Origin of the sequence: Curtobacterium sp. L3-7, assembly GCF_048756585.1 — a bacterium.
GTDB lineage: Bacteria > Actinomycetota > Actinomycetes > Actinomycetales > Microbacteriaceae > Curtobacterium.
The window spans coordinates 1,830,404-1,850,790 of record NZ_CP151474.1 but is presented as its reverse complement, the minus strand read 5'-3'; the positions used below and the strand labels follow the sequence as shown (position 1 = coordinate 1,850,790).

At 70.4% G+C, this 20,387-nt stretch carries 16 protein-coding genes; 9 read left to right on the top strand and 7 right to left on the bottom strand.

Going from position 1 to position 20,387, the window contains the following annotated elements; translation table 11 throughout:
- Positions 1 to 260: 260 nt before the first annotated feature.
- Both AAEP80_RS09005 and AAEP80_RS09000 read left to right on the top strand, forming a co-directional pair.
- A complete protein-coding gene (locus tag AAEP80_RS09005; RefSeq protein WP_413602399.1) occupies positions 261 to 860 on the top strand; it encodes a vitamin K epoxide reductase family protein in 600 nt (199 codons plus the stop codon).
- Between the two features lie 94 nt (positions 861 to 954).
- Positions 955 to 1,824, top strand: a complete 870-nt coding sequence (locus AAEP80_RS09000; protein ID WP_420366773.1) for a DsbA family protein — start codon at positions 955 to 957, stop codon at positions 1,822 to 1,824.
- A 128-nt stretch (positions 1,825 to 1,952) separates the two neighbouring features.
- Here AAEP80_RS09000 and ndk read toward each other — a convergent pair whose 3' ends face one another.
- Genes ndk through ileS form a run of 4 tightly spaced genes read right to left on the bottom strand, consistent with a single transcriptional unit; the run spans position 1,953 to position 7,521 of the window.
- Positions 1,953 to 2,372, bottom strand: coding sequence for a nucleoside-diphosphate kinase (gene ndk / locus AAEP80_RS08995; protein ID WP_281267377.1), 420 nt, complete (start codon positions 2,370 to 2,372; stop codon positions 1,953 to 1,955).
- Between the two features lie 33 nt (positions 2,373 to 2,405).
- Positions 2,406 to 2,804 (bottom strand): DUF4233 domain-containing protein, encoded by a 399-nt coding sequence (locus AAEP80_RS08990; protein WP_420366772.1) that lies wholly within the window; start codon positions 2,802 to 2,804, stop codon positions 2,406 to 2,408.
- Entirely contained in the window at positions 2,801 to 4,258 is a 1,458-nt protein-coding gene (locus AAEP80_RS08985) for a bifunctional folylpolyglutamate synthase/dihydrofolate synthase (protein WP_420366771.1), read from the bottom strand. The genes AAEP80_RS08990 and AAEP80_RS08985 overlap by 4 nt, the downstream gene beginning before the upstream one ends.
- Complete coding sequence (gene ileS / locus AAEP80_RS08980; RefSeq protein WP_420366770.1) at positions 4,255 to 7,521, bottom strand: isoleucine--tRNA ligase; 3,267 nt, start codon at positions 7,519 to 7,521, stop codon at positions 4,255 to 4,257. Before ileS ends, AAEP80_RS08985 begins: the two co-directional genes overlap by 4 nt.
- A 245-nt stretch (positions 7,522 to 7,766) precedes the next feature.
- Between ileS and AAEP80_RS08975 the strand changes: the two genes are divergently transcribed.
- Positions 7,767 to 8,801: a cation diffusion facilitator family transporter gene (locus AAEP80_RS08975; RefSeq protein WP_420366769.1), complete on the top strand. Its 1,035-nt coding sequence runs from the start codon at positions 7,767 to 7,769 to the stop codon at positions 8,799 to 8,801.
- A gap of 63 nt (positions 8,802 to 8,864) precedes the next feature.
- Here the strand turns inward: AAEP80_RS08975 and AAEP80_RS08970 are convergent, their stop codons facing one another.
- Positions 8,865 to 9,464: a TetR family transcriptional regulator gene (locus tag AAEP80_RS08970; protein ID WP_420366768.1), complete on the bottom strand. Its 600-nt coding sequence runs from the start codon at positions 9,462 to 9,464 to the stop codon at positions 8,865 to 8,867.
- A gap of 32 nt (positions 9,465 to 9,496) precedes the next feature.
- Between AAEP80_RS08970 and AAEP80_RS08965 the strand changes: the two genes are divergently transcribed.
- Genes AAEP80_RS08965 through AAEP80_RS08950 form a run of 4 tightly spaced genes read left to right on the top strand, consistent with a single transcriptional unit; the run spans position 9,497 to position 14,616 of the window.
- Positions 9,497 to 11,122, top strand: coding sequence for an ABC transporter substrate-binding protein (locus AAEP80_RS08965; protein ID WP_420366767.1), 1,626 nt, complete (start codon positions 9,497 to 9,499; stop codon positions 11,120 to 11,122).
- Between the two features lie 19 nt (positions 11,123 to 11,141).
- Positions 11,142 to 12,161 (top strand): ABC transporter permease, encoded by a 1,020-nt coding sequence (locus tag AAEP80_RS08960; protein WP_420366766.1) that lies wholly within the window; start codon positions 11,142 to 11,144, stop codon positions 12,159 to 12,161.
- Entirely contained in the window at positions 12,158 to 13,039 is an 882-nt protein-coding gene (locus AAEP80_RS08955) for an ABC transporter permease (RefSeq protein ID WP_420366765.1), read from the top strand. Before AAEP80_RS08960 ends, AAEP80_RS08955 begins: the two co-directional genes overlap by 4 nt.
- Positions 13,036 to 14,616, top strand: a complete 1,581-nt coding sequence (locus AAEP80_RS08950; protein WP_420366764.1) for an ATP-binding cassette domain-containing protein — start codon at positions 13,036 to 13,038, stop codon at positions 14,614 to 14,616. The genes AAEP80_RS08955 and AAEP80_RS08950 overlap by 4 nt, the downstream gene beginning before the upstream one ends.
- Before the next feature lie 112 nt (positions 14,617 to 14,728).
- Here the strand turns inward: AAEP80_RS08950 and proP are convergent, their stop codons facing one another.
- The gene (gene proP / locus AAEP80_RS08945) at positions 14,729 to 16,291 is read right to left on the bottom strand and encodes a glycine betaine/L-proline transporter ProP (protein WP_413602409.1); all 1,563 of its coding nucleotides are present in this window, start codon (positions 16,289 to 16,291) and stop codon (positions 14,729 to 14,731) included.
- Between the two features lie 256 nt (positions 16,292 to 16,547).
- On the opposite strand from proP, the gene valS reads away from it, so the two are divergent.
- Both valS and AAEP80_RS08935 read left to right on the top strand, forming a co-directional pair.
- A complete protein-coding gene (gene valS / locus AAEP80_RS08940) occupies positions 16,548 to 19,142 on the top strand; it encodes a valine--tRNA ligase (RefSeq protein ID WP_420366763.1) in 2,595 nt (864 codons plus the stop codon).
- 30 nt (positions 19,143 to 19,172) lie between these two features.
- Complete coding sequence (locus AAEP80_RS08935; RefSeq protein WP_413602411.1) at positions 19,173 to 19,424, top strand: hypothetical protein; 252 nt, start codon at positions 19,173 to 19,175, stop codon at positions 19,422 to 19,424.
- Positions 19,425 to 19,538: 114 nt separating this feature from the next.
- Here the strand turns inward: AAEP80_RS08935 and AAEP80_RS08930 are convergent, their stop codons facing one another.
- The gene (locus AAEP80_RS08930; RefSeq protein WP_420366762.1) at positions 19,539 to 20,378 is read right to left on the bottom strand and encodes an alpha/beta fold hydrolase; all 840 of its coding nucleotides are present in this window, start codon (positions 20,376 to 20,378) and stop codon (positions 19,539 to 19,541) included.
- Between the last annotated feature and the right edge of the window lie 9 nt (positions 20,379 to 20,387).

Genomic DNA, 20,387 nt, shown 5'->3' with positions numbered 1-20,387 from the left:
GCCGCCCGCACTCGCTGGGTTCGTGACCGTCCGGCGTCGACATCTTCATGCGGTCCGCGCACGATCCGTGCGGAGCACCCGGCTCCGCTCGGCTCGGCGTCGGAGTGACGCGTCGTCCGGTCACGGCACGCTCTCACCGCGCCTGATCGTCCGGGCATGCGCCCGGAAAGCTCTCGTCGTCACACGGATCGGCCGCGTGACCTCCCCATCATCGCACGCGAGGCCCGGGAAGGCGCAGACCGCCATGTCATGATGTCGGCGTGAGTACGACTGCACCCACCACCCGTCGTCCGGTCGCGATCGCGATCCTGCTGCTCGTCACGGGGGCGGTGGGGCTGTACGGGGCCTTCGCGCTCACGATCGACGAGTTCAAGAAGTACGCGAATCCGGACACGGTCCTGTCGTGTGACGTGAACCCGTTCATCAGCTGCTCGGACGTGATGGCGAGCTGGCAGGGGCACCTCCTCGGGTTCCCGAACCCCCTGCTCGGGCTGATGGGCTTCGTCGCCCCGATCGCGGTGGCCGTGGTGATGCTCGCCGGGTTCCGCGGCTCGCGGTGGTTCTGGGTCGCGTTCAACGCCGGGGTCTTCCTGGCCTGGGTCTTCGTCACCTGGCTCTTCACGCAGACCGTGTGGTTCATCGGCGCGCTCTGCCCGTGGTGCATGCTCGTGTGGTCGATGACCATCCCGATGTTCTGGGTCTTCACGATCTGGAACATGTCCCGCGGCACGTTCGGTCCCGGAGCACGCCGCGTCGGCAAGGCGCTGCTGCCGTTCTGCTGGGCGTTCCCACTGGCGAACTACCTGCTCATCGTCGTCGTGATCATCATCAAGTTCCCGACGGTGCTGTCGATCTTCTGATCCCATCACACTCGGTGACACGTCACCTGATTCCTGGACTCTTCTCAGCCAGGGCGACCCTCGGGCGCGTCGCCACCCGTTACGCTCGTTCTCGATGAGCGACAACGAGAGCAAGAAGGCTCGCAGGAACGCGGCCCGGGAGCGCGCCGCCGCCCAGCGCGCGAAGGAGAAGGCCCGCAAGCGCCGCAACAAGACGCTGACGATCAGCGGCATCATCGTCGGCTCCCTCGCCGTCATCGCCGTCGTCGTGCTGGTCATCGCGAACTCGATCCAGCCAGCGGGCCCCGGGCCCAAGAACATGGCGAGCGACGGCATCGTGCTGCAGGGGCAGAACGGCAAGATCGTGCCGGTGGAGACCAAGGGCATCCCCGAGGGCGGCAAGCCGACGCCCACCAAGCAGGACGACTCGGTCGCGAACATCACCGTGTACGAGGACTACATGTGCCCGATCTGCAACCAGTTCGAGACCGGCAACATGAGCCAGATCAAGCAGTGGGTGCAGAGCGGTTCCGCCACGCTCGAGGTGCACCCGTTCAACCTGCTCGACCGCTCCTCGCTCGGCTCCAAGTACTCCACGCGCTCGGCAGCAGCGGCCGCCTGCGTCGCGAACTACGACCCCGACGCCTTCCTCGACGTGAACACCGCGTTCTACGAGAACCAGCCGTCAGAGGGCACCCGCGGCCTGACGAACGCCAAGCTGGCTTCGATCGCCAAGGACGCCGGGGCCACGAACAAGAACGTCGCCTCGTGCATCACCGACCAGAAGTTCGCCGGGTGGGTCGCGGACGCCACGAACCGCGTCCTGACCGAGCCGCTCGCGAACTCGAGCCTCGACAAGCTCACCGGCACCCCGACGGTGATCGTCAACGGCAAGCAGTACAACGCGACCGGTACGAACGCCTGGACCGACGCCGACGCCTTCGCCGCGTTCGTCGAGCAGAACGGCGGCGCCGTCAAGAACTAGGCGGTCTGCGGCTCGGCGCGGATACGCTCCGATCCCCCGCACAACCAAAAGCACACCGCACCACGGGTCTCCGTGGTGCGGTGTGCTTTTCGTTGTGCGAACTGCGCCGGGCTCGGGCTAAGCCGGGCTCAGGCGAACCAGAGGCCGAGCTCGCGCGCGGCGGACTCGGTGCTGTCCGAGCCGTGCACGAGGTTCTGCTGCACCTTGAGGCCCCAATCACGACCGAGGTCACCACGGATCGTCCCGGGTGCGGCACTCGTCGGGTCGGTGGTGCCGGCGAGCGAGCGGAAGCCCGCGATCGCACCGTTGCCGGCGACGCGCACGGCGACGACGGGTCCGGACTGCATGAACTCGACGAGCGGCTCGAAGAACGGCTTGCCCTGGTGCTCCTCGTAGTGCGCGTCGAGCAGGTCACGCGGCGCCGTCAGCATCTTCAGGTCGACGATCTCGTAGCCCTTGGCCTCGATCCGGCGGAGGATCTCACCGGTGAGCTGGCGGGCGACGCCGTCGGGCTTGACGAGGACGAGGGTCTCTTCGAAGTCGGACACGCAGTACTCCCTGGGGTTCGGGGGTGGATGTGGTCAGTCCTCGGCAGCGGCGCGCCGGGCGGCGTTCATCCGGTCGAGCTGTCCGCCCTTGACGAAGCAGAACACCCACAGGACCAGGAACACCAGGCCCACGACGAACATGAACGGTTCGATGAAGCCGGTGGCGAGGATGGCCGCCTGGAGCAGCCACCCGAACCATACACCGGCACGGGTGCCCGTCATCCGCGACGCGAGCGCCAGGATGATCATCGCGCCGATGCCGCCGCCGAAAGCCCATCCGGCGGGCAGGGTGTGCTTGCCGAAGACGACGAGCATCGGGAAGAAGAACATGATCGCCTCGAGGACCAGCGCGATCGAGGTGAGGCTCTCCTGCGCGCCGCGTTCGCGACGCGGTCGCCTGGCCGGCCGGGAGGCTCGGGGTGCGTCCGTCACTTCGCCTCACTTTCCTGGTGCACCAGGTCCATGACCGCGCCCACCATCACGATGGAGCCGGCGACGAGCACCATGGCGTCCTCGGCCTCCACCTCGTCCGCCAGGTCGCGCGCTTCCTGGAGGGCCTGGGCGAGGGCCGGCTCGACGACCACGCGGTCGATGCCGACCTCGTCCACGACGACCCGGGCGAAGTCGTCGGCGTCGAGCGCCCGCTCCCCCGGCGGCTGCGTGACGACGAAGGTCTGGATCGTGTCCTTGAGCGCCCGGACGAATCCGCGGGCGTCCTTGTCAGCGAGGATGCCGACGACGCCGACGACGTGGCCGGACGGGAACGCGACGGGCAGCGCCTCGGCCAGGGCCTTGGCGCCGTGCGGGTTGTGCGCGGCGTCGACGACCACGGTCGGGTCCTGGGCGATCGGCTGGAGCCGGCCAGGGCTCGTGGCGCCGGCGAGCCCCTCGGAGAGGACGTCCTCGTCGAGCGGCTGCGAACCGCGGCCGATGAACGACTCGACCGCGGCGATCGCCACGGCGGCGTTGTGCGCCTGGTACCCGCCGAAGAGCGGCACGAACAGGTCGTCGTAGCGCCCGGCGATGCCCTGCACCGTGATGAGCTGGCCGCCGACCGCCGGGGTCACGTCGACGACGCTGAACCCTGCACCCTCGACGGCGAGCGTGGACTCGGTGAGCTCGGCGGCGCGCTCGAGTTCGGCGAGCGCCTCCGGCACCTGCGCGCTCGACACGACGGCCGAGGACGGCTTGACGATCCCCGACTTGGTGCGGGCGATCTCGGCGACGGTGTTGCCGAGCTGCTTGGCGTGGTCGATCGCGATCGGGGTGAACACCGCGACCTGGCTCTGCACGACGTTCGTGGAGTCCCACTCGCCGCCCATGCCGACCTCGATCACGGCGACGTCGACCGGCGCCTCGGCGAAGCACGCCAGCGCGAGCACGGTCAGTGCCTCGAAGAACGTCAGCGGGAGCTCGCCCTTGTCGGTGAGCTCCTTGTCGGTCATCTCGAGGATCGGCACGATGTCGTCCCAGTTCTCCACGAACCGGTCGGCGGCGATGGGGGCGCCGTCGATGACGATGCGCTCGCGGATCGACACCAGGTGCGGGCTCGTCATGAGTCCGGTGCGGAGCCCGTGCGCGCGGACGATGCTCTCCGTCATCCGAGCGGTCGACGTCTTGCCGTTCGTGCCCGTGATGTGGATGACCGGGTACGCGAGGTGCGGGTCGCCGAGGAGCTCGACGGCACGACGGGTCGCGGTGAGGCGGTGTTCGGGCGACTGCTCGCCGATCCGGGCGTACAGGGCGGCCTCGACGCGCTTGACCTCGTCGTCGTCACCACCGTACGGGACCACCTCGGTGGGGTCGGCGTCGCCGGCCGGACCAACCGGGATCTCGATGCCGTCCGGTGTCTGGTCCTCGAAGCCGTTCTCGTCGTCGTCGCTCATGCGCGCTCCACCTCCACGGTCACCTTCGCACCGTCACCGACCTCGGTGCCCGGGTCGTCCTCGGCGAACACGGCGGCCACCAGCTGCAGCGTCGTCGTCAGGGTCTCGTTCGCGATCAGCTCCTGGTGCGCCTGCACCGCTGCCTCGGCCGTCTCGTCCGCACGGAGCGTCAGGACGATGCGGTCGCTGACGTCGAGGTCGGCCTCGCGCCGGGCCTGCTGCACGGCACGGACGACGTCGCGGGCCAGGCCCTCGGCCTCGAGCTCCGGGGTGGTCACGGTGTCGAGCACCACGAAGCCGCCCTCGTCGAGGAACGCCACCACGGTCGACTCGTCGGCCACGGTGAGGTCGAGCGTGTACTCGCCCTCGACCAGGTCGATCCCGCCGACGGTGACGCCGGACTCGGTCGCGACCCAGTCGCCCTTCTTGGCGGCCGGGATGACCTGCTGCACCTGCTTGCCGATGCGGGGGCCGGCGGCGCGGGCGTTGACGGTGAGCTTCCGTTCGATGCCGTACTGCGCGAGGGACTCCTCCGCCTGGGGCTCGAGCACGACCCGCTTGACGTTGAGCTCGTCGCGGAGGATGTCCACGAACGGCTCGACGGCGGCGGTGTCCGGCACCACGAGCGTCAGCGTCGCGAGCGGCAGCCGGACGCGCTTGCCGGTCGCCTTGCGGAGCGCGAGCCCCTTCGAGGCGACGTCGCGGACGCGGTCCATCGCGGCGACGAGGGCGTCGTCCGCGGGGAACTCGGACGCGTCCGGGAAGTCCTCCAGGTGCACGCTGCGACCACCGGTCAGGCCCTTCCAGACCTCCTCGGTGACGAGGGGTGCGAGCGGGGCGGCGACCCGGGCGAGCGTCTCGAGCACGGTGTACAGCGTGTCGAACGCGGCCTTCGCGGACTCCGACGATCCGGCGCCGAGCCAGAACTTGTCGCGCGAGCGGCGGACGTACCAGTTCGTCAGCACGTCGGCGAAGTCGCGGATGGCCTGCGCGGCGAGCGGGGTGTCGAGCGCGTCGAGGTGCTTCGTGACGTCGGTCACGAGCACCCGGGTCTTCGCGAGCAGGTAGCGGTCGAGCACGTCCGTCGAGTCCGTCCGACGTGATGCCTGGTAGCCGTCGGTGCCCGACGCGTTCGAGTACAGCGTGAAGAAGTAGTACGTCGACCAGAACGGCAGCAGGAACTCGCGGACGCCCTGGCGGATGCCCTCCTCGGTGACGACGAGGTTGCCGCCGCGGATCACCGACGACGACATCAGGAACCAGCGCATCGCGTCGGCGCCGTCGCGGTCGAACACCTCGGAGACGTCCGGGTAGTTCCGGAGCGACTTCGACATCTTCTGCCCGTCGGAGCCGAGCACGATGCCGTGGCTGACCACGTTGTGGAACGCCGGACGGTCGAACAGTGCCGTCGACAGCGCGTGCATGACGTAGAACCAGCCGCGGGTCTGTCCGATGTACTCGACGATGAAGTCCGCCGGGTTGTGGGTGTCGAACCACTCGCGGTTCTCGAACGGGTAGTGCACCTGGGCGTACGGCATCGACCCGGAGTCGAACCACACGTCGAACACGTCGGTGATGCGGCGCATCGTGGACGCACCCGTGGGGTCGTCCGGGTTCGGCCGGGTGAGGTCGTCGATGAACGGGCGGTGCAGGTCGACCTCGCCGTCGCCGTTCAGCGGCAGCCGGCCGAAGTCGCGCTCGATCTCCTCGAGCGAGCCGTAGACGTCCTGCCGCGGGTACGCCGGGTCGTCGGAGACCCACACCGGGATCGGCGTGCCGAAGTAGCGGTTGCGGGACACCGACCAGTCGATGGCGTTGCCGACCCACTTGCCGAACTGGCCGTCCTTGATGTTCTCCGGGACCCAGGTGATGTCCTGGTTCAGCTCGCCCATCCGGTCGCGGAACTCGGTGACGCGGACGAACCACGACGAGACGGCCTTGTAGATGAGGGGCTTGCGGCAGCGCCAGCAGTGCGGGTAGCTGTGCTCGTACGACGCCTGGCGCAGCAGCCGTCCGGCATCGCGCACGGCCTTCGTCAGCGGCTTGTTCGCGTCCGACCAGAGCTGGCCGGCGACGAGCGGGAACTGGGACGTGAAGACGCCGCCCTCGTCGAGGGACAGCACGACGGGGATGCCGGCGGCGGCGCAGACCACCTGGTCGTCGGCGCCGTACGCCGGAGCCTGGTGCACGATGCCGGTGCCCTCGCCGGTCTCGACGTAGTCGGCGACGAGGACCTGCCAGGCGTGCTCCATGCCCTCGGCGTCGGCGAGGTCGTCGAAGAGGCGCTCGTACCGGACGCCGTCGAGTTCGGCGCCCTGCAGCTCGCGCGTGACGGCCGCGACAGCGGCCTCCGGCGACTCGTACCCGAGGTCCTTCGCGTAGGCGGCCACGGTGTCCGACGCCAGCATGTACTGGACGGAACCGGCGTCGCTGCCGTCAGCCGAGCCTCCCGGCCCTGCCGGCAGCACCACGTACGTGACCGCCGGTCCGACTGCCAGCGCGGCGTTCGTCGGCAGCGTCCACGGGGTCGTCGTCCAGGCGAGGGCACGGACGCCGTCGAGTCCCAGTTCAGAGGCGCGGGCGCCCTGCAACGGGAACGACACCGTGACCGACTGGTCCTGGCGCATCTGGTAGACGTCGTCGTCCATGCGCAGCTCGTGGTTCGACAGCGGCGTCTGGTCGTTCCAGCAGTACGGCAGGACCCGGAAGCCCTCGTACGCCAGCCCCTTGTCCCAGAGCTGCTTCCACGCCCAGAGGACGCTCTCCATGTACGTGACGTCGAGCGTCTTGTAGTCGTTCTCGAAGTCGACCCAGCGCGCCTGACGGGTGACGTACTCCTGCCACTCGTCGGTGTACTGCAGCACGGACTTCTTCGCGGCGGCGTTGAAGACGTCGACGCCCATCTCGTCGATCTCGTGCTTCTCGGTGATGCCGAGCTGGCGCATCGCCTCGAGCTCGGCGGGGAGCCCGTGGGTGTCCCAGCCGAAGCGGCGGTGCACCTGCTTGCCGCGCATCGTCTGGTAGCGCGGGAAGACGTCCTTGGCGTAGCCGGTCAGCAGGTGGCCGTAGTGCGGCAGGCCGTTGGCGAACGGCGGGCCGTCGTAGAAGACCCACTCGTCGCAGCCGTCGCGCTGGTCGATCGAGGCCTGGAAGGTGTCGTCGCCCTTCCAGAAGGCGAGGATGCCCTGCTCGACGGCGGGGAAGCTCGGGGACGGGGTGACGCCGGCAGCGGCGTCCGCATCGCGGTTCAGTGGGTATCGCACCGGTTGCTCCTGTGGGTTCGGTTGCTCTCCACGAGGACGGAGCACGCTCCGCGGTACCACCTCGCTTGCCGTCCCGGGACACCGGAACGGCCGCTCGTCGTCGGGGATGGTGACGGTCCCGAACCCGCCCGGCTCTACTGACGGACCGTTTCGTGTGCGTCCCGCGTTCTTCCGGGAGCTCCCCGGTGATGGCCGGATCAGTGCTCTTGGTACGGGAGTTTACCGGACGGGAGCATGCTTGAGGGATGCCCTCGTCTGATCAGCAGCAGGATCGTCCCGAATCCCTGCTCACCGTCGTCATCGCGTTCGGCGCGAACCTGCTCGTCGCCATCGCCAAGTCGATCGCCGCACTCCTGTCCGGATCCGCGTCGATGGTGGCCGAGGCGGCGCACTCGTGGGCCGACACCGGGAACGAGATCTTCCTGCTCATCGCCGAGCGGCGGGGCGCGAAGCAGCGTGACGTGGCGCACCCGCTCGGCTACGGCCGCGAGACCTACATCTGGTCGATGTTCGCCGCGTTCGGGCTGTTCACCGCTGGCGCGATCGTGTCGATCTACCACGGCATCTCCGAGCTGGGCGAGACCGGGCCGGCCGAGGACGTCGCCCTGAACTACATCGTGCTGGCCGTGTCGTTCTGCCTCGAGGGCACGAGCTTCCTGCAGGCCTACCGCCAGGCCCACGGTGCCGCGACGAAGCGCCGGGTGCCGGTGCTGCGGCACGTGCTGCAGTCATCGAACCCCACGCTCCGAGCGGTGTTCGCCGAGGACGCCGCCGCGCTCGTCGGCCTGGTCATCGCCTTCCTCGGGGTCTTCCTGCACCAGGTCACCGGCCTGGCGGTCTTCGACGCGATCGGCTCGATCGCGGTCGGCATCCTGCTCGGCGTCGTCGCGATCGTCCTCATCGACCGCAACCGCCGGTTCCTGCTCGGGGAGAGCACCTCGCCGGAGCTGGAGAACGCGGTGCTGGTCGAGCTGCTCTCCCGCGAGCAGATCGAACGCGTGACGTACCTGCACCTGGAGTTCGTCGGGCCGTCGCGGGTCTACCTCGTCGCCGCGATCGACCTGACCGGCAACGAGGACGAGTCGCACGTGGCCGTCCGGCTGCGCGACGTCGAGAAGTCACTCGAGGACAGCCAGTACATCGAGGAGGCGGTCCTCACCCTGAGCCTGCCCGGCGACGAGTCCCTGGTGCCGACCGACGCCGAGGTCCCCGACGTCGTGCGCGACGGCACCGCGGAGGACGTCGCATCGGGCGGGGCGGGCACGCTCCGCACCGACTGACGGCGCCGCACCGACGGACGGCGCCGCGGCGTCAGCGCGCGTCGAGGCCGGCGGCGTCCGGCGTCAGCGCGCGTCGAGGCCGGCGGCGACCGGCGTCAACGCCGCGCCGACGTACTCCACGAGCGGGCGCCGAGCCACTCCGTCCGCGACCCACACCCCGAAGGCAGCGGCGGCGGCGCCGAGCATCGCGCCGGCGACGGTCTGCGGCCAGAGCGACCCCGCGTACTCCCCCGTCCGCCGGGCGACGAACGCCGCGACGGTCGCGTGCTGCGCCATCACCCGGGCCGCGACGCTGCCCACGAGCTCCGGCCCGATCCCCATCACCTCGGCCTGCGCGATCGCCCACGGGACCCGCTCGGGGTCGTGCGCCCGGGCGGCGGCGAGCAACGCGCTCTCCACCGCTCGCACCGCGGACGGGTCGTCCGACGCCGCCAGCAACGCGGGCAGCGCTCCGACCGCGGCGTCGAGCTCGAGCCACATCACGTCGGACTTCGCCGGGAAGTAGTTGAAGAACGTCGCGCGGCTCACCCCGGCGCGTGCGGCGATCTGGTCGACCGTGGTCCGGCCGTAGCCCTGCTCCAGGAACAGCTCGGCGGCGGCGTCCGCGAGCACCTCGGCGCTCGAGCGTCGCGGCCGTCCCCCACGGCGGATCGGTTCGTCCATGGGGTCCAGTAAACAACTAGACTCGTCGAGCCATGATCTTGGACCCAGTACAGAAAACCCGAAGGATCGGTGCCCTCGCCGGTGCCGTCGCCGTCCTCCTCACGCTGACCGCCTGCACGGGGTCCGGCACGAGCTCCGCCGACGCCACGCCGGAGAACGGCGGCACGCTGACCTACGCCTCCGGCGACGCGGAGCCCACCTGCCTCGACCCGCACGTCGGCGGCAACTACCCGCAGGCGCTGCTGGCGAGCCAGTACATCGAGGAGCTCGTCGGGCTCGACGACGGCGAGCCCACGCCGGCCCTCGCGACGAAGTGGACCACGAGCGACGACGGCAAGACCCTGACGTTCACGCTGCGTCAGGGCGTGTCGTTCACCGACGGCACCCCGTTCGACGCGGCCGCCGTGGTGCGGAACATCGAGCACGTGCAGGACCCGACGACGGCGTCGAGCACGGGCTACCTCGCCCTGCAGTCCATCCAGAAGGCAACGGCCACCGACGACCACACCGTGACGCTGTCGCTCAGCCGTCCGGACAGCGCACTGCTCGAGTCGTTCTCGCAGGCGTGGGTCGGGATGGAGTCCCCGAAGGCACTCGACCGCTCCCAGAAGGAGAACTGCGAGTCCCCCGTCGGCACCGGCCCGTTCGAGATCACGAACTGGGAGCACGGCGACCGTGTGACGCTGGTCCAGAACAAGGACTACTGGGGGAAGACGAAGCCGCGCCTCGACGGCATCTCCTGGCGCTTCATCCCGGACTCCACCTCGCGCTACGCGGCGCTGCAGTCCGGCCAGGTCGACGTCATCGACAACGCGCAGCCCGACCAGCTCAAGGCCGCGTCCTCGAAGGGCGCCATCCGCGACCTCGACGCGCCCCGACCCGGTGCATCGAACCGACTCGAGCTCAACTCCGGCCACGGCGTCTTCCAGGACGAAGCCGTGCGCAAGGCGTTCATCGCCGGTGCCGAGATCGACCCGGGCATCCAGAGCCTGTTCCTCGGCACTGCGAAGCGCTCGTACTCGGTGCTGTCGAGCGTCGAACCGTTCGCGTACTCCGACAAGAGCCTGTTCCGGTACCAGCCGGCGACGGCGAAGCGGCTCCTCGACGACGCCGGCTGGAAGGTCGGCTCGGACGGCATCCGCGAGAAGGACGGCAAGCAGCTGACCGTGACGTTCCCGGTGTCGACGAACCAGTCGGTCCCAGCCGAGCGCAGCCTGTTCCAGCAGATCCAGGCATCCGAAGCGAAGGTCGGCATCAAGGTCCAGCTGCAGGAACTCGACCTGTCGAGCTGGTACGCGGCGCTCGCGAAGAACCAGTACGACGTGGTCAGCGCCCCGTACACGAAGGTCGGGCCGGACGTCCTGCGGATCCTCTACGACTCCGCGAGCATCACGCCCGCGCCGTCGGGGTACTTCGCGAACCTCGCGCAGCTCGACGAGCCCGAGCTCGACTCGCTGCTCCAGCGGGCCGCCGAGACCTCGGACCAGAGCACCCGCGCGGACCTGTACGAGCAGGCCCAGAAGCGCATCCTCGAGAGCCGGACGGTGCTGCCCCTCTACGACCAGCAGAACCACTTCCTGTACCGCTCGAGCGTCCACGGCATCCGCACCACCCCGGTGTCGACCCCGTGGTTCGGCTCGGCCTGGATCGCGGACTGATCCGGACAGGAGGCACGGCATGCGTCGCGCAGGCCTGAACCGGCCCGGCGGCGGCTCGGCTCCGGCGCAGTGGTCGCGCTGGGTGCTCCGCCGTGCGCTGGGCGGCATCGGCGTGCTCTGGGCGGTCGCGACGATCGTCTTCGTCGCGATCCGGCTGATCCCGGGCGACCCCGCGCTCGCGATCCTCGGCGGCCCCGGGTCGCAGGCATCGGCCGCCGCGGTCGACCAGGTCCGCCACGACTACGGCTTCGACCGACCCGTCGTCGTCCAGTACGCGGTGTTCCTCGGACGCCTGGCGACCGGGCAGCTCGGCGACTCGTACGCGTTCCGCACGCCGGTGGCCACGCTGCTCGGGCAGCAGCTCCCCGTGACGCTCACCCTGGCGGTCGCCGGGCTCGTCGTCGCCTGGGCGCTCGCGATCGTCGCCGCGTGGTGGTCGACCCAGCGCGGCCGGTTCGCGGCGGGGCTGACCTCGGCGCTGAGCGTCACCGCCAGCGTGACCCCGCACTTCTGGCTCGGCAGCGTGCTCATCGTCGTCTTCGCGAGCAGCCTCGGGTGGTTCCCGGCGGTGAGCGACGGCACCGCGCGCGGGTGGGTCCTGCCCGTCGTCACGGTGGCCGTCCCCGTCGCCGGGTACCTCGCCGAGACCATCCGCGACGGGGTCGTCGACGCCCAGCGGTCGGCCTTCGCGCTCGCCGCACGCGGGCGCGGCGAGACCCGCGCGGGTGTGTTCGGTCGGCACCTGCTCCGGCACGCCGCGCTCCCGGGGATCGCGCTGTCCGCCTGGGCGTTCGGGTCCCTCGTGTCCGGGGCCGTCGTCGTCGAGTCGGTGTTCGCGCTGCCCGGCATCGGGCGGGCCCTGGTCACCGCGGTCACGCAGCGCGACATGCCCCTCGTCGTCGGCATCGCGATGGTGTCGGCGCTCGCGTACGTCGTCGTGCTCGCCGTCGCCGATGTCCTCGAGCGCATCGTCGATCCCCGCGGCCGACAGTCGGGGCCGCCACGCGTGCGGACGCGCCACGAGGCGGGGGCGCGATGAGCGGGATCGCCGAACCGAGCCTCCAGGCCGGCGCGCACCCGGGAGACGGGACCCGACGGTCCGAGCGAGTCCGTGGGGGGACGCTCGGGCCGGCCGGGATCCTGGCGGCGGCGGTGGTGGCGCTCGCCGTCGTCGCTGCGGTGTGGCCGGCGCTGCTCGGCGGCGGCGACCCGCTCGCCGTGCACCCCGCGCAGGCGCTGCAGGCCCCGAGTTGGTCGAGTCTGTTCGGCACCGACGAGTCCGGGCGGGACGTCCTGGCGCGGGTCGTCGCCGGGACGAGGGCGAGCCTCGTGGTCGGGGTCGTCGCCACGCTGGTCGGCGGTGGCCTCGGGGTTGTGCTCGGCGTCGCGGCCGGCCTCGGCGGCCGGGTCGTCGACGCCGTCATCGGGCGGATCACCGAGGTCGCGTTCGCGCTCCCGCTGCTCCTCGTCGCACTGGTCGTCATCGCCGTGACCGGCCCCGGCCCGGTGCCCGCGATGCTCGCCGTCGGGTTCGCCACGGCACCCGGGTACGCGCGCATCGTCCGTGGCCTGGTCCGATCGGCTCGGTCCTCCCAGGTCGTCGAGACCGCCGTGCTGCTCGGGCGCTCCCCCGCACGCATCGTCGTGCGGCACGTGCTGCCGGCGGCACTCTGGCCGGTCGTCGCGGTCGGGACGCTCGGCATCGGGCAGGCCATCGTGTGGGCTTCTGCGCTCAGCTACCTCGGCGTCGGCACGCCACCGCCCGCTCCGGAGTGGGGCGCGATGCTCGCCGACGGCCGGACCTACCTGCAGACAGCGCCATGGATGAGCACCTTCCCCGGCCTCGCGATCGTCGTGCTCGCGACCGCGGTGACGGTGCTCGGCCGGGCCATCCGACGAACGGAAGTGGTGCGATGAGCGTGTTGGGTGTCGAGGGGCTGTCCGTCTCGATCGGCGGCGCGCCGGTCGTCCGCGACGTCGCGCTGCACGTGGAACCCGGCGAGTGCGTCGCGCTGGTCGGCGCGTCCGGCTCTGGCAAGACCGTCACCGTCCGGGCCCTGCTCGGCCTGTCCGCGCCCGGCTCCGCCGTCCGCGCGGACCGACTCGAGGTCGCCGGGTTCGACACCCGCGCGTTCTCGGAACGACGGTGGCGAGCGGTCCGTGGGTCACGGGTCGGCTACGTCGGCCAGGAGGCACTGGGTGCGTTGGACCCGCTGCGTCCCGTCGGGCGCGAGGTCGGCGACGCCCTGCGGCTGCACACGGAGATGAGCGCTCGCGAGCGGGTGGACGCCGTGCGCTCCGCGCTCGACGCGGTCGGGCTCGACCCGGCGATCGCGGCGGACGGCCGGCTCGCGGGGACCCTGTCCGGCGGGATGCGGCAGCGCGCGCTCATCGCCGCCGCGACCATCGGCTCGCCGGTGCTCGTCGTGGCGGACGAACCGACCACGGCGCTCGACGCGGGTGTGGCCGTCCGCGTGATGGAGCAGCTCCGGACAGCGCAACAGCAGGGCGCGGGGCTGCTCGTCGTGACGCACGACCTGGGGCTCGTCGCCGGGTGGGCCGACCGTGTCGTGGTGATGGACTGCGGGCGGATCGTCGAGCAGGGGCCGGTGACGCAGGTGCTCCGATCTCCCACCCACCCGGTCACCCTGGCGCTCGTCGCCGCTTCGGCCGCCGGGCGGACCGCGGCGCCGCGGCCGGTCGTCGGCGCTGCTGCCGCCGTGCTCGAGACGACGGACCTCCGGAAGTCGTACGACCGGGTGGACGCCGTCACGGGGGTGTCGTTCGGACTCCGGCGTGGTCGGACACTCGGTGTCGTCGGGGCGTCCGGGTCTGGCAAGACGACACTCGTGCGCATGCTGCTCGGGCTCGAGGCGCCGGACGCCGGCACGGTCACGCTCGACGGTGACCCCTGGTCACCGCTCCCCGAGCGGGACCGACGGGCACGCCGCCGCCGGGTGTCCGCCGTCGTGCAGGACCCCGGCGCGACCTTCGACGAGCGGTGGAACGTCGAGCGGGTGCTGGCGGACGCGATGTCCGGCGGCGACGCACGGCGGGCGACCGGGTCGCTCGATACCCGCGTCGACGAGGCCCTGGGGCAGGTCGACCTCGACCCCGCGATCCGCGGCCGGTCGCCGCTGACGCTGTCCGGCGGGCAACGGCAGCGGCTGGCCATCGCCCGTGCGCTGGCGACGGGGCCGGATGTGCTCGTGCTCGACGAACCCGTCACGGCGCTCGACGCCACGGTGCAGGACGCCGTGATGGGCCTCCTGGAACGGCTCCGCGACGAGACCGGTGTCGCGATGGTGTTCGTGTCGCACGACCTCCGTGCGGTCCGGCGCATCGCGGACGACGTCCTGGTGATGCACGACGGTGCCGCGGTGGAACACGGCCCGGCCGCCGAGGTGTTCGCACGCCCGACGCACGCCGTGACCGCGGGGCTCGTCCGCGCCGCCGAGCGGCTGTCGGCCGGCCCGAGGTCCGCCGCCGCGTAGCGCCGGCCAGTCGGGCACTGGCGGGCCCCGAGTCTCGCGCTGGGCGACAGTTCTCGCGGCCTCGAGCGCGAGAACTGTCGCTGACCCCGAGACTCGGGCCCGCGGCGCCGGGTCAGGAGCCGGACGGCGCCTTGTCCGTGTCGGCCGAGATGATCGGGATCTCGCTGGTCGAGAACTCCTTCGCCCAGTCGGACTGCGCGAAGTCGGACGACGGGTCGTTGTACTCGTCGATCACCTGCGCGACCTCTTCCTCCGAGGCCACCGTCGGGCCGGAGCCCATGAGCGGCGTCGACGCGGTCTCCTTCGTGAAGTACACCGCCACGAGGCCGATCACGGCCGCTGCCATCAGGTAGAACGCCGGGATGTCCTCGGCCCAGCCGAAGCCGGCGTCCTTCGCGCTGTTGATGAGCGCGGCGGTCGCGAGCGGGGTGGTGCCACCGAAGAGCGAGACGGACACGTTGAACGCGATCGCCAGCGCGCCGTAGCGGATGATCGTCGGGAAGAGCGCGGGGAGCGTCGAGGGCATCGTCGAGGTGAAGGTGACGAGCACCACACCGAGGATGAGCAGCCCGAAGAACACGCCGACGCCGGTACCGGACTGCACGAGCTGCAGCGCCGGCCACGAGAACAGGAAGAACCCGATGCAGCCCGCGGCGAGCACGGGACGACGGCCGAACCGGTCGGACAGGCGACCACCGAACGTGATGACGACCATCATCAGGATCATCACGATGACGATGAGGATCAGACCGAAGGTGGCGTTCTGGCCGAGGTTCTGCTCGAGGTAGGTCGGCATGTACGACAGGAGCATGTAGTCGGACACGTTGAAGACCAGCACCAGGCCGATGCAGACGATGAGCGCGCGCCAGTTGGTGGCGAAGAGCTTGAGGAACGGTGTCTTCTGCGACTCGCGCTCGGCGGCCTGCTCCTGCTGCTTCTGGAAGGCCGGGGTCTCCTCGAGCTTCAGGCGCAGGTACAGCCCGATCAGGCCGAGCGGGCCGGCGACGATGAACGGGATGCGCCAGCCCCAGCTGAGCAGGGCGTCCTCGGACAGGCCGAACTGGAGGCCGGTGACGATCGACGCGCCGAGCACGTACCCGGCCAGGGTGCCGAACTCGAGCCACGAACCCATGAACCCTCGGCGCTTGTCCGGGGAGTACTCGGCGATGAACGTCGCGGCGCCGCCGTACTCGCCACCGGTCGAGAAGCCCTGCACGAAGCGGGCGACGAGGAGCAGCACGGGTGCCCAGAAGCCGATCGTGTCGTACGACGGGATCAGGCCGATCATGAGCGTGCCGGCGGCCATCAGGATCATCGTCAGGGCGAGGACCTTCTGCCGGCCGATCTTGTCGCCGATCGGGCCGAAGACGGCACCACCGATCGGGCGGACGATGAACGCGGCGGCGAAGAACCCGAAGGTGGCGACGATGTTCGCGGCGGGGTCACCCTGCGGCAGGAAGACCTTCGAGATGGTGACGGTGAGGTAGGCGAAGATGCCGAAGTCGAACCACTCCATCGCGTTGCCGAGTGCGGCTGCGGCGACGGCGCGCTTGAGGAGCGACTCCTCGACGACGGTGACGTCGTCCGTGGTCAGCTTCCGGCGAGCGCGCTTCGCAGCGCCCTTCGTCCGCAGCGGCCGATCGCCGTGCGACTGGGGTGCGTTGTTCGGTGTCAAGTGTGTTCCTCCGGTGTGCTGAGCGTCCTTCGGGGGTCCGACGGGACGGCGACGTTGCAGCTCCTACGAGCTCGCGCTCGCCGGACAAACCCCGACAGACTAACAGCTTCGGGACTTGTCCGCGAGGGGGCCGCGTGGTAAGCGTGCCGCCCGCTCGCCGGTCCCGGTACGATCGAACGAACCACGTGTCACGCGTGGACACTCAGGCACCTCATCACGGACTCGGTGCCGCACATATCGATCGAAAGGCGCAGCCATGACCAAGCCCATGCCCGACAAGCCCACGGTGGACGGACTCGAGCAGGTCTGGGGACCGGTCTGGGACGACCAGGGCACGTACCGGTTCGACCGCGACGCCGCCGGAGACCGCAGCAACGTCTACTCGATCGACACCCCGCCGCCGACCGCCTCCGGCTCGCTGCACATCGGCCACGTGTTCTCGTACACGCACACCGACCTCAAGGCCCGGTTCGAGCGCATGCGCGGCAAGCACGTCTTCTACCCGATGGGCTGGGACGACAACGGTCTCCCCACCGAGCGTCGCGTGCAGAACTACTACGGCGTCCGCTGCGACCCGCAGCTCCCCTACGACCCGATGTTCGTCCCGCCGTTCGAGGGGGGCGACAACAAGTCGTCGAAGGCCGCCGACCAGATCCCGGTGTCGCGCCGCAACTTCATCGAGCTGTGCGAGCGCCTGACGGTGCAGGACGAGCAGCAGTTCGAGCACCTCTTCCGCACGCTCGGCCTGTCCGTGGACTGGACGCAGTCGTACCGCACCATCGACGACACCTCCCGCGCCAGCGCGCAGCGTGCGTTCCTCAGGAACCTCGAGCGCGGCGAGGCCTACCAGGCCGACGCCCCGACGCTCTGGGACGTCACCTTCCGCACCGCGGTCGCGCAGGCCGAACTCGAGGACAAGGAGATGCCCGGCGCCTACCACGGCATCGCCTTCCACCGCACGGACGGTCAGGGCGACATCGTCATCCAGACCACCCGCCCGGAGCTCCTGCCGGCGTGCGTCGCCCTCGTCGCGCACCCGGACGACGAGCGGTTCCAGGACCTCTTCGGCACGACGGTCCGCTCCCCCCTGTTCGACGTCGAGGTCCCGGTCCTCGCACACCACCTCGCGCAGAAGGACAAGGGCGCCGGCATCGCCATGGTCTGCACGTTCGGTGACACCACGGACGTCGTGTGGTGGCGCGAGCTGCAGCTGCCGAACCGCGCGATCATCGGGTTCGACGGCCGCGTGCGTTCCGACGAGCCGGCCTGGATCGAGTCGGAGGGCGGCAAGGCCCTCTACGCCGAGATGGCGGGCAAGACCGTGTTCTCGGCGAAGAAGGTCGTCGTGGACGCCCTGACCGAGTCCGGCGACCTGGTCGGGGACATCAAGACCATCCAGCACCCGGTGAAGTTCTTCGAGAAGGGCGACAAGCCCCTCGAGATCGTCTCCACGCGCCAGTGGTACATCGTGAACGGCGCTCGCGACGAGGAACTCAAGGCCACGCTCCGGAAGCGCGGCGAGGAGATCGCCTTCCACCCGGACTTCATGCGCGTCCGCTACGACAACTGGGTCGGCGGCCTCTCCGGCGACTGGCTCATCTCGCGCCAGCGCTTCTTCGGTGTGCCGCTGCCCGTCTGGTACCCGCTCGACGCCGACGGCAACCCGGTGTTCGACCAGCCGATCGTCCCGACCGAGGCGCAGCTGCCCGTCGACCCGGCGTCCGAACCGGCTCCCGGCTACACCGAGGACCAGCGCGGCGTCGCCGGCGGGTTCCAGGGTGAGCTCGACGTCATGGACACCTGGGCGACCTCGTCGCTGACCCCGCAGCTCGCGGGCAAGTGGGAGACCGACCCGGCGCTCTACGACCTCGTCTACCCGTACGACGTCCGCCCGCAGGCGCAGGACATCATCCGGACGTGGCTGTTCACGACGGTGCTCCGCAGCCAGCTCGAAGCCGATGTCGTGCCGTGGAAGAACGCGTCGATCTCCGGCTTCATCGTGGACCCCGACCGCAAGAAGATGTCGAAGTCCAAGGGCAACGTGGTCACCCCGCTCTCGATCCTCGAACAGCACGGCGCCGACGCGGTCCGCTACTGGGCGGCCTCGTCGAAGCTCGGCACGGACGCGGCGTTCGACGCGCAGAACCCGAAGCAGATCAAGGTCGGTCGGCGTCTGGCGATCAAGGTGCTCAACGCGGCGAAGTTCGTCTACGGCTTCGAGCTGCCGACCGGCGCGCACCAGGTGACCGAGGCGCTCGACATCGACATGCTCGCCGCCCTGCGCACCACGCTCGAGCAGGCGACCGCGGCGTTCGACGGCTTCGACCACGCCCGCGCCCTCGAGGTCACCGAGCGCTTCTTCTGGACGTTCTGCGACGACTACCTCGAGCTCGTCAAGGAGCGCGCGTACGGCACCGCGCCGGACGCGACGCACGAGACCCAGGCGAGCGCCGTCCTGGCGCTCCGCGCCGCCATCGACGTGCAGCTCCGACTGCTCGCACCGTTCCTGCCGTTCGCGACGGAGGAAGTGTGGGCCTGGACCCACGACACCAGCGTGCACCGAGCCTCCTGGCCGACCGCCGCCGACCTGCCGGTCGACGCGGCCGAGACCGGTCTCCTCGCCGCCGTCGGGCAGGCGCTCATCGGGATCCGCGGTGCGAAGACGGCTGCCAAGGCGTCCCAGAAGACACCGGTGACGCGCGCGGTGGTCGCGGCCCCCGCCGAGACGCGGGAGCTCGTCGAGCGCGCAGCGGTCGACCTGGCGGCCGTCGGCCGCATCCAGGACCTGTCGTTCGTCGACGGTCCGGAACTCGCGGTCACCGAGATCGAGCTGGCCGAGCAGCCCGCGTAGGGTCGCGTCGGAGACGGACAGGAGGCCCTGATGCAGTTGGGTACGCGCTGGAACGTGGGTGGGGAACCACCGGCACGGCTCGTGGAAGCGCTGGTCGTGGCGGTCCGGACCGTCGAGGACGAGCTGGCCGCGGAGGCGGTCGACACCACGGGCTGGGGGTGGACGCTGACCTTCCTGGAGGGCAAGCCGCGCGTCGAGCTCGACGACGGCACGTCGATCCACCTCGACGCGCTCGGGCACGCCCAGGTGACGAACCCGGACGACGCTCCCGAGGAGGACTGAGCGCCCGCCCGCGGCCGCGGCCGCGGCCGCCCGCGTTCGCACAACCGAAAGCACCCCGCACCACGGCTTTCCGCGGTTCGGGGTGCTTTCGGTTGTGCGGGGGCGCGGTTCGGGTCAGGCTTTGGCGAGCCAGCCGAGCAGGACCTCGTTCACCTCGGCGGTGTGCGTGGTGAGCAGGCCGTGCGGGGCGCCCTCGATCTCGACGTACTCCGCGTGCGGGAGCGCCTTCGTGAAGCGACGGCCGGTCGCGTCGATCGGCAGGATGTTGTCCGCCGTGCCGTGCACGATGAGCGCCGGGACGGTGACCTTCGGGATGTCCTGACGGAAGTCGGTCGGCCAGGTCAGCGGAGCAGCGGCGCTGGCGATCGAACCGGATCCGGCGGCGACGTTCCAGGCGTTGCGGACGGCCTCTTCGGAGATGCGCGAGCCGAGGTTCTCCGACAGGTTGAAGAAGTCCTGGTAGAAGTTCGTGAAGTACCCGTACCGGTCCTGCTTCACGTCGGCAGCGATGCCCTCGAAGAACGACATCGGGCCGGCGCCGTCTGGGTTGTCGTCGGTGATCGCGAGGAACGGCTCGAGCGAGGCGAGGAACGCGACCTTCGCGATCCGCTCTTCACCGTGACGGCCGATGTACCGGGCGATCTCGCCGGTGCCCATCGAGAAGCCGACGAGGATGACGTCGCGCAGGTCGAGCGTCTCGAGCACGGTGTGCAGGTCGTCCGCGAAGGTGTCGTAGTCGTACCCGGTGCTCGGCTGCGACGACTGGCCGAAGCCGCGACGGTCGTACGTCACGACGCGGTACCCGGCGTCGAGGAGCGGCGGGATCTGCCCTTCCCAGGAGTTGCCGTCGAGCGGGAAGCCGTGGATCAGCACGATCGGCTGCCCGGTCCCCTTGTCCTCGTAGTGCAGCCGGATGTCGGCGCTGTTCTCGGTCCCGACGGTGATCTCACCCATGGTCGTTCC